Source organism: Crenobacter oryzisoli (genome assembly GCF_030385785.1).
In the GTDB taxonomy this organism is placed as follows: domain Bacteria; phylum Pseudomonadota; class Gammaproteobacteria; order Burkholderiales; family Chromobacteriaceae; genus Crenobacter_A; species Crenobacter_A oryzisoli.
The window spans coordinates 1-14,106 of sequence record NZ_JAUEDK010000004.1; the positions used below are offsets into that span (position 1 = coordinate 1).

Annotated in this window: 13 protein-coding genes; 12 read left to right on the plus strand and 1 reads right to left on the minus strand. The window is 67.2% G+C overall.

Annotation, left to right across the window (positions count from 1 at the left end):
* On the minus strand, positions 1 to 295 hold a 295-nt coding region (locus QU481_RS03020), incomplete at its 3' end, for a helix-turn-helix domain-containing protein (protein ID WP_289828410.1).
* A gap of 394 nt (positions 296 to 689) precedes the next feature.
* On the opposite strand from QU481_RS03020, the gene QU481_RS03025 reads away from it, so the two are divergent.
* The 12 genes from QU481_RS03025 (at position 690) to QU481_RS03080 (ending at position 14,106) form a co-directional block, all read left to right on the plus strand.
* Positions 690 to 1,583 carry a VOC family protein gene (locus tag QU481_RS03025; protein ID WP_289828411.1) on the plus strand — a complete coding sequence of 298 codons (894 nt, stop codon included), beginning with the start codon at positions 690 to 692 and terminating at the stop codon, positions 1,581 to 1,583.
* 4 nt (positions 1,584 to 1,587) lie between these two features.
* Positions 1,588 to 2,478 (plus strand): CoA transferase subunit A, encoded by an 891-nt coding sequence (locus QU481_RS03030; protein WP_289828412.1) that lies wholly within the window; start codon positions 1,588 to 1,590, stop codon positions 2,476 to 2,478.
* A gap of 10 nt (positions 2,479 to 2,488) precedes the next feature.
* Positions 2,489 to 3,274, plus strand: coding sequence for a CoA-transferase subunit beta (locus tag QU481_RS03035; protein ID WP_289828413.1), 786 nt, complete (start codon positions 2,489 to 2,491; stop codon positions 3,272 to 3,274).
* A 10-nt stretch (positions 3,275 to 3,284) separates the two neighbouring features.
* Positions 3,285 to 4,181, plus strand: a complete 897-nt coding sequence (locus QU481_RS03040; RefSeq protein WP_289828414.1) for an enoyl-CoA hydratase — start codon at positions 3,285 to 3,287, stop codon at positions 4,179 to 4,181.
* On the plus strand, positions 4,178 to 5,296 hold the full coding sequence (locus tag QU481_RS03045; protein ID WP_289828415.1) for an NAD(P)H-dependent flavin oxidoreductase: 1,119 nt from the start codon (positions 4,178 to 4,180) through the stop codon (positions 5,294 to 5,296). Before QU481_RS03040 ends, QU481_RS03045 begins: the two co-directional genes overlap by 4 nt.
* Positions 5,293 to 6,054, plus strand: coding sequence for an enoyl-CoA hydratase family protein (locus QU481_RS03050; protein WP_289828416.1), 762 nt, complete (start codon positions 5,293 to 5,295; stop codon positions 6,052 to 6,054). Before QU481_RS03045 ends, QU481_RS03050 begins: the two co-directional genes overlap by 4 nt.
* A 22-nt stretch (positions 6,055 to 6,076) precedes the next feature.
* A complete protein-coding gene (locus tag QU481_RS03055) occupies positions 6,077 to 7,240 on the plus strand; it encodes an acyl-CoA dehydrogenase (RefSeq protein WP_289828417.1) in 1,164 nt (387 codons plus the stop codon).
* Between the two features lie 280 nt (positions 7,241 to 7,520).
* Complete coding sequence (locus tag QU481_RS03060; RefSeq protein ID WP_289828418.1) at positions 7,521 to 8,582, plus strand: acyl-CoA dehydrogenase family protein; 1,062 nt, start codon at positions 7,521 to 7,523, stop codon at positions 8,580 to 8,582.
* 8 nt (positions 8,583 to 8,590) lie between these two features.
* Complete coding sequence (locus QU481_RS03065; protein WP_289828419.1) at positions 8,591 to 9,739, plus strand: acetyl-CoA C-acetyltransferase; 1,149 nt, start codon at positions 8,591 to 8,593, stop codon at positions 9,737 to 9,739.
* Between the two features lie 1,166 nt (positions 9,740 to 10,905).
* The gene (locus QU481_RS03070; protein WP_289828420.1) at positions 10,906 to 11,784 is read left to right on the plus strand and encodes an SDR family oxidoreductase; all 879 of its coding nucleotides are present in this window, start codon (positions 10,906 to 10,908) and stop codon (positions 11,782 to 11,784) included.
* Between the two features lie 10 nt (positions 11,785 to 11,794).
* Positions 11,795 to 12,925, plus strand: a complete 1,131-nt coding sequence (locus QU481_RS03075) for an acyl-CoA dehydrogenase family protein (protein WP_289828421.1) — start codon at positions 11,795 to 11,797, stop codon at positions 12,923 to 12,925.
* The gene (locus tag QU481_RS03080; protein WP_289828422.1) at positions 12,922 to 14,106 is read left to right on the plus strand and encodes an acyl-CoA dehydrogenase family protein; all 1,185 of its coding nucleotides are present in this window, start codon (positions 12,922 to 12,924) and stop codon (positions 14,104 to 14,106) included. Before QU481_RS03075 ends, QU481_RS03080 begins: the two co-directional genes overlap by 4 nt.

Genomic DNA, 14,106 nt, shown 5'->3' on the forward strand with positions numbered 1-14,106 from the left:
ACTCGAACTTGAACTGCTGCGGCGTATTGTCTTTCACCGCCTTGGCCAGCCAGCTCATCTCATCGGCCGTCACCTTCGGTGGACGCCCCGGGATCGGCTTGGCCAGCAGGGCGTTTTGGCCGCCATTGGCAAAGTCTGCTAACCAGCGAAACACCGTGCGCGGGTTGACACCGTAGGCGGCTGCTACGCTTTGCACCGATTGGCCCTCTCGAATCGCCTTGACGGCTTGCTGGCGCATGACCTGGAGGGTGTGGTGGTCAATCCCGCGGGCGTCAGAGTTTCGTTTGCATTTCATGAAGAAAATTATCACATGAAATGGCATTACTTTCTAAAAGGTTAGTATCATGTTTTTTTCGTGAGAAATTTTGGTGTGGTGACGAATTTTTCATTAAAAATCAAAATGTAAAGCCAACACGGAGCGAGCGTAGCATTAAGACTGTCCAAACTGGTGAGCTAAAGCGAATGCGTGCTTGCCGAGTGTTGATAAGTCGGCCAATCCTACAAGAGAGTTCGCAGCATCGCCACCGATGCTTGCTCCACGATGGGCAAACTTAAGACAGGGTCCCACGAAGTTTGCGATTGTCCCTGCCTCCGTAGTCCCATCAGACGATGTTCCCCCTGTTCCCCATGGCTACAGTCCGCCCCATGCACTGGCGGTCTGCGCCAAGCGCACGGAACAGGAGGAGCACATGATCGACATTCGCGGCCTGGCCTATATCGTGGCCGAGGCGCAAGACCCGCAAGCGTGGCGCCCGTTCGGCGAACAGGTGCTCGGCACGATGGTGAACGACGCGCCGGACGGCGGCATGTACCTGAAGCTCGACGAGCGTCACTTCCGCATCGCGGTGCAGCCGGGTTCGGCCAACCGCTACTACGCCTCGGGCTGGGAAGTGGCCGACCAGGCGGCGTTCGACGCGGCGATTGCTGCGCTCAATAAAGCCGGGGTCGAGACGATCCGCGCCGATGCGGCGCTGAAGGCGGCGCGCCAGGTACTGGACCTGGTGTCGTTCGTCGACCCTTCCGGAAACCGCCACGAGCTGGCGCTGGGCTTCAAGAGCGATTTCGCGCGCTTCGCGTCGCCGCAGGGCGTGCCGCACTTCGTCACCGGCCACCTGGGCATGGGCCACACCGTCCTGCCGGCGGCCAACTTCGACGCCACCGCCACTTTCTTCCGCGACGTGCTGGGCTTCGGCGTGGCGGACACCTTCACCCACCGTTTCGCGCCGGACGCCCCGGCGCAGCGCATCCACTTTCTGCATTGCGGCAACGCCCGCCACCACAGCCTGGCGCTGTTCGAGGGTGAGGTGCCGTCCGGCTGCGTGCACGCGATGGTCGAGGTGCCGAGCATGGACGAGGTGGGCCGCGCGCAGGACCGCATGGCCAAGGCCGGCGTGAAGCTGATGGCCACGCTGGGCCGCCATGTGAACGACCACATGATGTCCTTCTACATGCTGACGCCGTCCGGCTTCGCGCTGGAGTACGGCTGCGAGGGCCGGCTGGTGGACTGGGACGAGCACGTGGTGTTCGAGTCCACCGCGGTCAGCCAGTGGGGCCACGATTTCAGCGTTGGTTTCAGGGAGTAATGCGATGACCCGGCAACTCGATAAACGGACAAGCCTTGCCGAGGTGGTGGGGCAGTTGAAAAGCGGCATGACCATCGGCATCGGCGGCTGGGGCCCGCGCCGCAAGCCGATGGCGCTGGTGCGCGCCATCCTGCGTTCGGACCTGAAAGACCTGACCATCGTCGGCTACGGCGGCCCGGAGATGGGCATGCTGTGCGCGGCCGGCAAGGTGAAGAAGCTGGTGTACGGCTTCGTGTCGATGGACTTCATTCCGCTGGAGCCGTTCTTCCGCCGTGCCCGCGAGCGCGGCGAGGTGGCCGTCAGCGAGCTCGACGAGGGCCTGCTGAACCTGGGCCTGCGCGCTGCCGGCATGCGTGTGCCGTTCCTGCCGACCCGGGTGGGCCTAGGCACCGATCTGCTCACCCACAACCCCGAGCTGCGCCTGGTGCGCTCGCCGTATGCCGACGAGGAGACGCTGCTGGCGATGCCGGCGATCCCGCTCGACGTAGCGCTGCTCCATGTCGACTACGCCGACCGGCTCGGCAACACCCAGATCCACGGCCCCGACCCGTTCTTCGACGAGCAGATGGCGCGTGCGGCGGAGCGCACCTTCGTCACTGCCGAATACGTAGTCGACAGCTTGGCCGAAGCCTGCGGCGACAGCGCCAAGCGCAACTATTTCGAGCGCTCGCTGGTGTCCGGCGTGGTGTACGCGCCGGGCGGCGCGCATCCGACCTCGTGCGCGCCTCACTACGGCTGGGACGCCAAGCACCTGAAGGACTACGTGGCCGCAGCCGGCGAGGACGACGGTTGGCAGCGCTACGCCAACCAGTACCTGGGCCGCGACGAGGCCGACTACCTGCAGCGGGTCGGCGGCGTGGGCCATGTGACCCAGTTGCCCATCCCCGTGTTGTAAGGAGCGAACGATGAGCGAATTCACCCTGAGCGAACTGGCCATCGTCGCCTGCGCCGAAGTCTGGCGCGACGAGGGCGAGGTGCTGGCCACCGGCATCGGCACCATCCCGCGCATCGCGGCGGGCCTGGCCCGGCTGACCCACAACCCGGCGCTGCTGATGACCGACGGCGAGGCGTACCTGATCGAGGAGCCGCTGCCGCTGGGCCCGCGCGAGGAGAAAGCCAAGTTTTCCGGCTGGATGCCGTACAGCCGCGTGTTCGACGCGGTGTGGCGCGGCCGCCGCCATGCGCTGGTGACGCCGACCCAGGTCGACCGCTTCGGCCAGGGCAACATCTCATGCATCGGCGATTTCAAAAAACCGAAGGTGCAGATGCTGGGCATGCGCGGCTTTCCGGGCAACAGCATCAGCCACACCAATTCGATGTTCATCCCCGGCCACAACCCGCGCGTGTTCGTGGCGGGCGAGGTCGACGTGGTGTGCAGCGCCGGCTACAACCCGGCACGTTGGCCCGACGGCCGCGTCCCGGCGAGCCTCGACATCCGCCGCATCGTCACCGACCTGTGCGTGATGGACTTCGGCGGGCCGGATCACGGCATCCGCGTGGTGTCGCTGCACCCGGGCGTGACGCTCGACGAGGTGCGCGCGGCGACCGGTTTCGAGCTGGCGGTGTCGGCCGACTTGCGTGAGACGCCGCGCCCGACCGAGGAGCAGCTGGCGATCATCCGCCGTCTCGACCCGCACAATCTGCGCGCGGCGGCGATCAAGAACAACCCGCCGGGCATCCGGGCACGCTGAGGACATCTCCATGGACAAGATGGACAAGGCGACAAGCAATCAGCTGGAGCCGCCGCTCGATACGGCCGAGGTGGTGCTGTACGAGTCTGCCGACGGCGTGGCCTGGATCACACTGAACCGCCCGGCCTACCACAACGCGCAGAATTCGAAGATGACCTATGCGCTCGACGCCGCGTTCCGGCGCGCCACCGACGACGACGCGGTGAAGGTGATCGTGCTGGCCGGTTGCGGCAAGCATTTTTCGGCCGGTCACGACATCGGCACGCCGGGGCGCGACATCGATCAGAGCTTCGAGCGGGCGAGCCTGTGGTACGACCACGTGGGCAAGCCGGGTGGGGAGTTTCTGTACGCGCGAGAGCAGGAGGTGTACCTCGGCATGTGCCGGCGCTGGCGCGATATCCCCAAGCCCACCATTGCGATGGTGCACGGCGCCTGCATCGCCGGCGGGTTGATGCTGGCCTGGGTGTGCGACCTGATCGTGGCGAGCGACGATGCGTTCTTCGCCGACCCGGTGGTGCGCATGGGCATCCCCGGCGTGGAGTATTTCGCCCACCCTTACGAATTGAGCCCGCGCATCGCCAAGGAATTCCTGTTCCTGGGCGAGCGGATGTCGGCCGAACGCGCCTACCAGATGGGCATGGTCAACAAGGTGGTGGCGCGCGAGGCGCTGCAGGACGAGGTGCTCTCCATCGCCGGCCGCATCGCCGCGATGCCGCGCCTGGGCCTGGCGCTGACCAAGCAGGCGATCAACCACGTCGAGGATCTGCAGGGCAAGCGCGCCGGTATGGACGCGGCGTTCGCCTGGCACCACTTCGCCCATGCGCACAACGAGCTGGTGTCCGGCGACAAGCTCGGCGGCTATGACGCGCGCAGCATGGCCGCCTCGCAGCGCAAGGAGGCGGAATGAACGCGCTCTACGTGCCTACACCGCAGGAGAACGGCTGGTTGCAGACCGACATCGTGCGGCTGCTGGGCTGTCGCTATCCAATTATCCAGACCGCGATGGGCTGGGTGGCCGACGCGCGGCTGACCGCGGCCACCTGCAATGCCGGCGGCTTCGGCTTTCTGGCCGCGGCGACGATTCCGGCCGACAAGATCGAGGCCGAGATCGCCCGGCTCAAGTCGCTGACCGACAAGCCGTTCGGCGTCAATCTCCACATGTTCCAGCCCAATGCAACGCAGGTGATAGCCCTGTGCATCGAACACCAGGTGCGCGCGGTCAGCTACGGGCGCGGCCCGGACAAGGCGACGGTGAAACGGCTGAAGGACGCCGGGGTGCTGTGCATCCCCACCGTCGGCGCGGTAAAGCACGCGGTGAAGGCGGTGCAGCTCGGCGCCGACGCGGTCACCGTGCAGGGCGGCGAGGGTGGCGGCCATACCGGCAGTGTGCCGACCAACATCCTGCTGCCGCAGGTGCTCGACGCGGTGTCCGTGCCGGTGCTGGCGGCCGGCGGCTATTACAACGGCCGGGGTCTCGCGTCGGCCTTGGCGGCCGGTGCGGCCGGGGTGGCGATGGGCACGCGCTTTTTGATGACGCGCGAGTCGCCGGTGCCGGCCGACACCTTGGCGCGCTACCTCAAGGTCGACGACGTCAATGCGATTGCAGTGTCGCACGCGGTCGACGGCCTGCCGCAGCGGATGATCGCCAATGCGTATCTGGACAAGCTCGAACACAGTGCCGGTTGGCGTCGCCTGGCCATCGCGCTGGGCTCGGCCTGGCAGTGGAAGCGGCAGACCGGCATGAGCGCCGGGCAGATGCTGGCGGTGCTCGGCAAGAGTTTGAAAGAGGACCGGACGAAGTTGGCCGAAACGCTGATGGCCGCCAACGCGCCGGTGCTGATCCAGCGCGCGATGGTCGACGGCCACCCGGACGAGGGCGTGCTACCGAGTGGCCAGGCCGCCGCCGCCATCGCCGAGCTGCTCAGCTGCGAGCAATTAATTTCATCGCTGGTGGCCGAGGCCGAAGCCTGCCTCGCCGCCGTCTACCACCGTCAGCCTACCCAACAGGGAGCCGTCGCATGACGCAGCCTTTCCATATCGATATCCAGCAGGGCGTGGCGGAACTGGTGATCGACCGGCCGCCGGTCAACGCGCTCGACAACGCCGGCTGGCTCGCATTGGCCGACGCCATCGACGCGCTCGGGCAGAACGACAACGTGCGGGTGATCGTGATCCGCGCCGAGGGGCGCGGCTTCTGCGCCGGCGTCGACATCAAGGAGCTGGACGCGCATCCGGAGCTGATCGTGTCGGTCAACGCCGGCAATTACGTGACCTTCCGCGCGATTCATCGCAATCCGAAACCGGTGATCGCGGCGCTGCACGGCTTCGTGCTGGGCGGCGGCATCGGCATCGCCGGCGCGGCCGATGTGCTGTTCGCGTCCGAGTGCGCGACCTTCGGTGTGCCCGAGGTGGACCGCGGCGCGATGGGCGGCGGCGCCCACCTGCAGCGGCTGTTTCCGGTGCAGAAGGTGCGCGCGATGTACTTCAGCGGCGAGCCGATTTCCGCCGCTGAGGCCTACCGGCTCGGCGCGATCGAAAAAGTGGTGCCGCGCGAGCAACTGCGCGACACCGCGCTCGACTTCGCCCGCCGCGTCGCCGCCAAGAGCGCCGCGATGATCCAGCTGGCCAAGGAATCGCTCAACGGCGTCGAGGACGGCAACCTGGAAGACAAGTACCGCTGGGAGCAGGGCTTCACCCTACAGGCCTATCTGTCGGCCGATTCGGCCGAGACCCGCCGCGCCTTCGTCGAGAAGCGCGAGGCGCAATTCGCCAGCCAATGAGTCACTGAACACGGAGATCCCCATGGAGCTGGACTACACCGACAAGCAGCGCGCCTTCCGCGCCGAGATCCGCGCCTGGTTGGCTACGCACGTGCCGAAACAGCCGCTGCCGAGCTTCGACACCGAGGAGGGCTTTAAAGCCCACCGCGAATGGGAGCGCACCTTGTTCGAGGGGCGCTGGAGCATGGTCACCTGGCCGACCGAGCTGGGCGGGCGCGGCTGTGACCTGATCGAATGGCTGATCTTCGAAGAGGAATACTGGCGCGCCGGCGCGCCGCTGCGCGTCAACCAGAACGGCGTGTTTCTGCTCGGGCCCACCATCATGGACTACGGCACTGAGGAGCAGAAGCAACGCTTCCTGCCGCGCATCGCCGCCGGCGACGACATCTGGGCGCAGGGCTGGTCGGAGCCGAACGCCGGCTCGGACATGGCGGCGATCCGCACCAAGGCCATCCGCGACGGCGACCACTACGTGATCAACGGCCAGAAGACCTGGTCGACCCGTGCGGTGTGGGCCGACTGGCTGTTTGGCTTGTTCCGCACTGACCCGGAGTCGAGCCGCCACCATGGGCTTTCGTTCGTGCTGGTGCCGCTCGATACCCCCGGCATCACCGTGCGGCCGATCCGCCAGCTCAATGGCGAGACCGGCTTCGCCGAGGTGTTCTTCGACGACGTGCGGGTGCCGGTGGAAAACCGCCTGGGCGACGAGGGCGCCGGCTGGTCGGTGGCGATGGCCACCGCCGGTTTTGAGCGCGGCCTGATGCTGCGCTCGCCGGCGCGCTTCCAAGCCACCGCGGCGGCGCTGGTGCGGCTGTACCAGGCCAACCGCGCTCATGCCGACCGCGACCCGGCGATCCGCAATGCGGTGCTCGACGCGTGGCTGCGTGCCGAGGCGTACGCGCTGGCGACCTACCGCACTGCCAGCCGGCTGATCCAGGGAGGCGAGATCGGCGCCGAGGCCAGCACCAACAAGATCTTCTGGTCGGAGCTGGACCTGAAAATGCACGACGCGGCACAGGCGATCCTGGGCGCGCACGGCGAGCTCGTCGCCAGCGTGCCGCGCGAGGGCGCGATCGGCAGCTGGATCGATGGCTTCCTGTTCGCCCAGGCCGGGCCGATCTACGCCGGCACCAACGAAATCCAGCGCAACATCATCGCCGAGCGCCTGCTCGGCATGCCGAGATAGTCGGGCGTGCGCTCATGCATTTTGTGGATTGCGCTGGCCCGGCAAGCGGGCATACGCACGGCGGGCGGTGCTGGCCTTGGCACTCCAAGGCCAAGCCGACCAACACAGCAGATGGCCGGTTGCCGGGCCAGCCCTTCGGGGCCGGGCTCTGCCGGCGCATCGCTTCATCGTTCGTTTTTTGCAGTGAATGACACTGCGGCAAAACGCTCTCTTTGCGCTGCATCCGGCAGAGCCCGGCCGCAACCGCAAAATGCATGAGAGCACGCCCTGGAGGAATCGCATGGACTTCACCTTCACCGAAGACCAGCTGGCGCTGCGCGCCAATGTGCGCAGCGTGTTCATGAAAGAGGTCGCGCCGGAGCTGCTGCGCGAGCTGTGGGAGACTGACACCGGCCGTTCCGCCGAGCTGTGGCAGCTCGTCACCGAGCAGGGCCTGACCGCGCTGTCGGTGCCCGAGGAATACGGCGGCCTGGGGCTCGCTGACATCGACTGGGTGCTGATGGCGCAGGAGGTCGGCTACTACGGGCTGACCGAGCCGCTGATCGACACCGCCTGGGTCGGCGCGGCGCTGATCGCTGCCTTGCCCGAGTCGGCCGCCGCGTTCAAGGACGTGTGGCTGGCGCGCATCGCACACGGCGAGGCCAAGCTGGCGATCGGCCACCCGCTCAACCCCTTGGTCGAGAACGCCCACGTCGCCGATCTGCTGTTGCTGAATCACCGCGACGAGGTGCATGCGGTGCCGCGCGGCCAAGTGACCTTGACCGCCCACGCCAGTCTAGATGCCTCGCGGCGACTGTTCGCGGTGGAGTGGACGCCGAGCGAAGCGACCCGGCTTGCCGACGCCGAGGTTGGCCGAACGCTGTGGGCCGACGCGCTGAACCGTTCGGTGCTGGCGGTGGCGGCGCAGCTGTCCGGCCTGGTGACGCGGGTGCTGGATCTGGCGATCGACTACACCGCCGAGCGCAAGCAGTTCGGCAAGCCGATCGGCAGTTTCCAGGCAGTGAAGCATCTGCTCGCCGACGTGGCGGTGGAGCTGGAGTTCGCCAAGCCGGCGCTGCTCCGCGCCGCCGTATCGCTGGCGAATGGCCATTCGAAAACCGGACTGCACGTGTCGCATGCCCGCCTGGCGCTGGCCGACACCGCCACGCTGGCCGCCCGCCACACCATGCAGGTGCACGGCGCGATGGGCTACACCTGGGAGCTCGACCTGCAGATCTTCATGAAGCGGATCTGGGCGCTGGCCGCCGTCTGGGGCGACAAGGCCTTCCATCTGCAGCGCGTCGCCGACCATGTGTTGGCCAGCGATACCGTGCTCGACCCCTCGCAAACCTTCGCCGCCTGAGAGCCACCATGAAAACAGCCTATATCGTCGACGCGCTGCGCACCCCCACCGGCAAGCGCCGCGGCAGCCTGGCCGACATCCACGGCGCCGACCTCGGCGCGCACGTGCTGCACGCGCTGGTCGAGCGCAACGCCATCCCGGCCGACGAGTACGATGACGTGATCTTCGGCTGCGTCGACACCATCGGCCCCTTGGCCGGCAATATCGCCCGCAGCAGTTGGCTGGCCGCCGGGCTGCCGCTGCAGGTGCCCGGCGTCACCGTCGACCGCCAGTGCGGCTCGTCGCAGCAGGCGGTGCACTTTGCCGCGCAGGCGGTGATGAGCGGCACGCAGCATGTCGTCGTCGCCGGCGGCGTGCAGACGATGAGCCGCATCCCGATCTCGTCGGCGATGCTGGCCGGTCAGGCCCTTGGGTTTACCGACCCGTTCTCCGGCAGCGTGGGCTGGCGCGAGCGCTTCGGCGAGCAGCCGGTATCGCAGTTCCACGCCGCCAAGCTGATCGCCGAGCGCTGGGGCTGCACCCGCAGCGACATGGAAGCGTATGCGCTGGAAAGCCACCGCCGCGCCCGCCACGCGCAGGCTCAGGGCTATTTCGACCGCGAGATCGTGCCGATTGCGGGCCTCGCGGTCGACGAAACGCCGCGCGACACGTCCTTGGCCAAGATGGCCGAGCTGGAACCGCTGGAGCCGGGCAGCCCGCTCACCGCCGCCGTGTCGAGTCAGACCTGTGACGCCGCAGCCGCATTGCTGGTGGTGTCCGAGGACGCGCTGAAGCGCTACAACCTGACCCCGCGCGCGGCGATCCGCCACCTGAGCGTCGCGGCCGACGACCCAGTGTGGATGCTGACCGCGCCGATCCCGGCGACCAAGCTCGCCTTGAAGAAGGCGGGGCTGACGCTGGCCGACATCGATCTCGTCGAAATCAACGAGGCATTCGCCTCGGTGGCGATGGCTTGGCTGAAGGAGACCGGCTACCCGCATGAGCTGACCAATGTGAACGGCGGCGCGATTGCGCTGGGGCATCCGCTCGGCGCCACCGGTGCGCGGCTGATGACGACCTTGCTGCATGAGTTGGAGCGGCGTGGGGGGCGGTATGGGCTGCAGACGATGTGCGAGGGGGGCGGGGTGGCGAATGTGACGATTATTGAGAGGTTGTAGTGGGTTAGGCCAAAGCGGCGCAGTGGTGTCGCTTTGGCTTTGATCGACGATGAGTTTTGCTGTACGTGACTGTGTGGAGCGTTGGTGGAGTTGGAGGGTTGCCGGTTCCGCCCGGCGGACGGGCAGGGGGCTTTGCTTGCCCAAAGCCCCCTGCACCCCAAAGGGCACCCCTGCGAGCACCGAAACCCCGGCCAAAACCACCTTGGCAAGGCGCCGCCGAACTCGCAGCGCGCTACCGTCGCGCTGCTCGAACAGACGGCGGCTTAAAACCTTGCCAAGGTGCTTTTGACCGGCGGCGCTCGAAGGGGGAGGGGCTCGTCTCCTGTGGTGGCGCTGGAATTTGAAAGATCGACAGCTGCGGTCCTCTATCTCTTATTGAGAGTGCCAGAGCGCCGGCCAGAATCACTTTGAGACGATCCCGCCGAATTCACTGCTGAGGGGGCATGCAATGTGGCACGCAGAAGCCGGCTTCCGTTGCACTGCCTGAACAGTTGGCAGCTTAAAACCTTGTCATGACCCTTTTTGCTGATGGTGCTTGAAGGGAGATCGCCGAATGTCGTGGTAAGTGGTTTTGAGCCGGAGATGCCACCGAGTTTGAGCCGCTCACAAGGTTCTATGTTGCGGTCCTCGATGAGGAGTCCGCTGTGTAGAACAAGCGACACAGTCAAGTGAACGCAACAACGTCGGGTAAGATGTCGTTGGCAGTTCCATCTAGGGTACCGCTACAAACGGCAGCCCATCCCCCTTGGATGCCGCCGAAAAAATCCGGTCCGGCCAGGTTTTAAGCCGCCGTTTTGTTTGAGCGATTCGACGTTAGCGAATCGCGAGTTCGGCGGCGCCTGGCCGGGCCGGATTTTTTCGGGAACCCGAAGGGCGGCAATCCCGGGGGCGCCTTTTCTTTGGTTCGTTTCTTTTGGCGAGGCAAAAGAAATGAACCCGCCTGCCGGGCGGGACCGGCAAGCTCACCTAATCACGAATTCTCAATTATTCCCTGACCGCCCTGCGCCGAACGACGCGCACCATCACATGCAACGCGTCGTGAGCGTTCCCCACCCTCTATCCCCCATCTAGGCAATTCGGACGATGCCCCCACCGCCCCATCAGCGGATGCTATCCCCAACCCCCGGCCCATCCGGGATGGCAAGACACACTGCAAGGGGACCTTCATGGGCATCTGTGACAACCGTACCGTCATCATCACCGGCGCCGGCGGTGGCCTGGGCCGCGCCTATGCGCTGGCCTTCGCCGCCGAGGGCGCGGCGGTGGTGGTCAACGACCTGCGCGCCGAGGCGGCCGAGTCCGTCGTCGCCGAAATCCGCGCATCCGGCGGCGACGCCATCGCCAACTACGACGACATCACCAGCATGGACGGCGCGCGCGCCATCGTTGACGCGGCGCTGGCGGCGTTCGGCGAGGTGCAGGTGCTGGTCAACAATGCCGGCGTCTGCCGCGACCGCATGTTCGTCAGCCTGTCCGAGGACGACTGGGACGCGGTGATGCGCGTGCACCTGAAGGGGCACTTCTGCCTCGCCAATGTGCTGGCCAAGCGCTGGCGCGACCAGGCCAAGGATGGCTTACTTGTGAATGCCCGCATCATCAATACCAGCTCCGGCGCCGGCCTGCAGGGCTCGGTGGGGCAAAGCAACTACAGCGCCGCTAAGGCCGGCATCGCCGCGCTGACGCTGGTGCAGGCGGCCGAGCTGGGCCGCTACGGCATCACAGTAAATGGATTGGCGCCGTCGGCGCGTACCGGCATGACCGAGACGGTGTTCGCCGACATGATGAAGGTGCCCGAGGACGGCGGCTTCGACTTCTGGGACTCGGCCAACGTCGCGCCGCTGGTAGTGTGGCTCGGCAGCGCCGCATCGCGCCATGTCACCGGCCAGGTGTTCGAGGCGGCCGGCGGCAAGATTTCCATCGCCGACGGCTGGCGCACCGGCCCCGAGGTGGACAAGGGCGCACGCTGGGACCCGGTCGAGGTCGGCGCGGCGGTCGACGGCCTGCTGGCCCGCGTGGTGCCGGCGCAGCCGGTGTACGGCAGCTGAGGGCCGCGCGATGAATCTGGAACTCGATCAGGACCGCCAGATGATCCGCGATGCGGCGGAGGATTTCCTGTCCGCCTACAGCGATTCGGCCAAGGTGCGCGCTGCGCACGAGGCGGGCGGCATGGACGCCGGCGTCTGGCAGCGCATCGCTGCCGAGCTCGGCTGGTGCGGCATTGCCGTGCCGGAGGAACACGGCGGGCTAGGGCTCGGGCTGTTCGAGCTGGCGCTGCTGCAGGAGCAGGCCGGTCGCTTCCTGCTGGCTGCGCCGCTGTTCTCTACCGCTTGTCTTGCCGCGCCCCTGTTGGCCGAAGCGGGCACGGACGCGGCGCGGCAGCGCTGGCTGCCGGCGCTCGCGGCGGGCGAGTTGACTGCCACGGTGGCGCTGTCGGCGCGCGGGCTCGACCCGTTCGCCGTCGGCGACGGGGTGAGGGCCGAGCCGGACGGCAATGCCTATGTGCTGACCGGTCGCTGCCGTCACGTGCCGCAGGTGCTGGGTACGGACCTCGTCATCGTCGCGGTGCGGCTCGGCGGCGAGCCGGCGCTGTTCGCGCTGCCGGCTGATACCGCCGGTGCGACGCTGATGCCGCTCGAGACACTCGATCAGGGCCGGCCCGTCGCTGAGCTGGTGCTCGATGGGGTCCGGCTGCCGGCCGACTCGTGGCTCGATGCCGGCGATGTGGCGGCGATTCATCGGGCCTTGTCCCACTCTGCGATCGCGCTGGCCGCAGAACAGCTCGGCCTCGCCCAGCAGTGCCTGGACCTGACCGTCGCCTACGCGCAGGAGCGCCAGCAGTTCGGCCGACCCATTGCCGGCTTCCAGGCGGTGAAGCACCGCCTGGCCGAGGTGCTGGTGAAGGTCGAGGCGGCGCGCTCGGCGGTGTACGGTGCGGCGGCGGAGGTTGACGCTGGTGTGTCGGATAAGGAGCTGCTGTTCGCCGCCGCCAGTGCCAAATCATTTGCCGACGCGGCGGCGCGCTTCGCCGCGCAGGAGGCGATCCAGCTGCACGGCGGCGTCGGCTTCACCTGGGAATACGACCCGCATCTCTATTTCAAGCGCGCGCAGGCGTTCAGCCATTGGCTCGGCTCTGCCGACGCCTGGCGCGAGCGCGTCGCCGCGCAACTGCTGGAGGATGCCGCATGAGCGAGCAGATCGAATCGTTGCGTCGCGAGCTGGCCGACTGGCTGACACCGCGCCTGGCCGGCCCGTTCGGCCAACTGCGCCACCGCGGCGGCCCCGGCGACGAGGATGCATTGGGCGTCGAGCGCAAAGAATGGGAGCAGGAACTGGCGCGCGGCGGCTGGAGCTGCGTGGGTTGGCCGACAGAGCACGGCGGACGGGGACTCTCCATCGCCGAGCAGGTCGCCTTCCACGAGGAATACGCACGCCTGGGCGGCCCCGGCCGGATGGGCCACATCGGCGAGGGACTGATCGGCCCGACCTTGATCGCCTTCGGCACCGAAGAACAAAAACAGCGCTTCCTGCCCGGCATCGTCGCCGGCACCGAGTTCTGGTGCCAGGGCTATTCCGAGCCGAACGCCGGCTCGGATCTCGCCAACGTGCAGACCCGTGCGGTGCGCGACCCCGATACCGGCCATTGGCGGGTGCACGGCCAGAAGGTGTGGACCTCGCTCGCGCACGAGTCGGACTGGATCTTCGTGCTGGCGCGCTGCGAGCCGGGCTCGCAGGGCCACCAGGGGCTGATCTTCCTGCTGATGAAGCTCGACCAGCCCGGTGTCGAGATCCGCCCGATTCGCCAGCTGACCGGCACCTCCGAATTCAACGAGGTGTTCTTCGACGGCGCCGTCGCCGAGGCCGGCCATGTGGTCGGCGCGCCCGGCGACGGCTGGAAGATCGCGATGGCCTTGCTCGGCTTCGAGCGCGGCGTGTCGACGCTGGGCCAGCAGATGCACTTCGCCCACGAGCTGCAGCTGCTGGTCGACACCGCCAGAAAAAACGGCGGGGCGAAGATCCCGGTGATCCGCGCCCGGCTCGCCGAGGCGGCGCTGGGGCTGAAGGTGCTGCGCGCCAATGCGCTGCGCATGATGAGTGGAGCCGACGACGGCCAGCTGCGCCGCGAGGCGCTCAGCTACAAGTACGCCTGGTCGAACTGGCACCGCGAGCTGGGCCAGCTCGCCGCCGACGTGCTCGGACCCGACGGAGACGTGATCGATGGCGAGTTGAATCGGCTGCAGCAGGTGTATCTGTTCAGCCGCTCCGACACGATCTACGCCGGCACCAACGAAATCCAGCTCAACCTGATCGCCGAACGCGCGCTGGGCCTGCCGCGCGAGCCGCGTCCCGTTGTTCCATCGAAAGGCTGA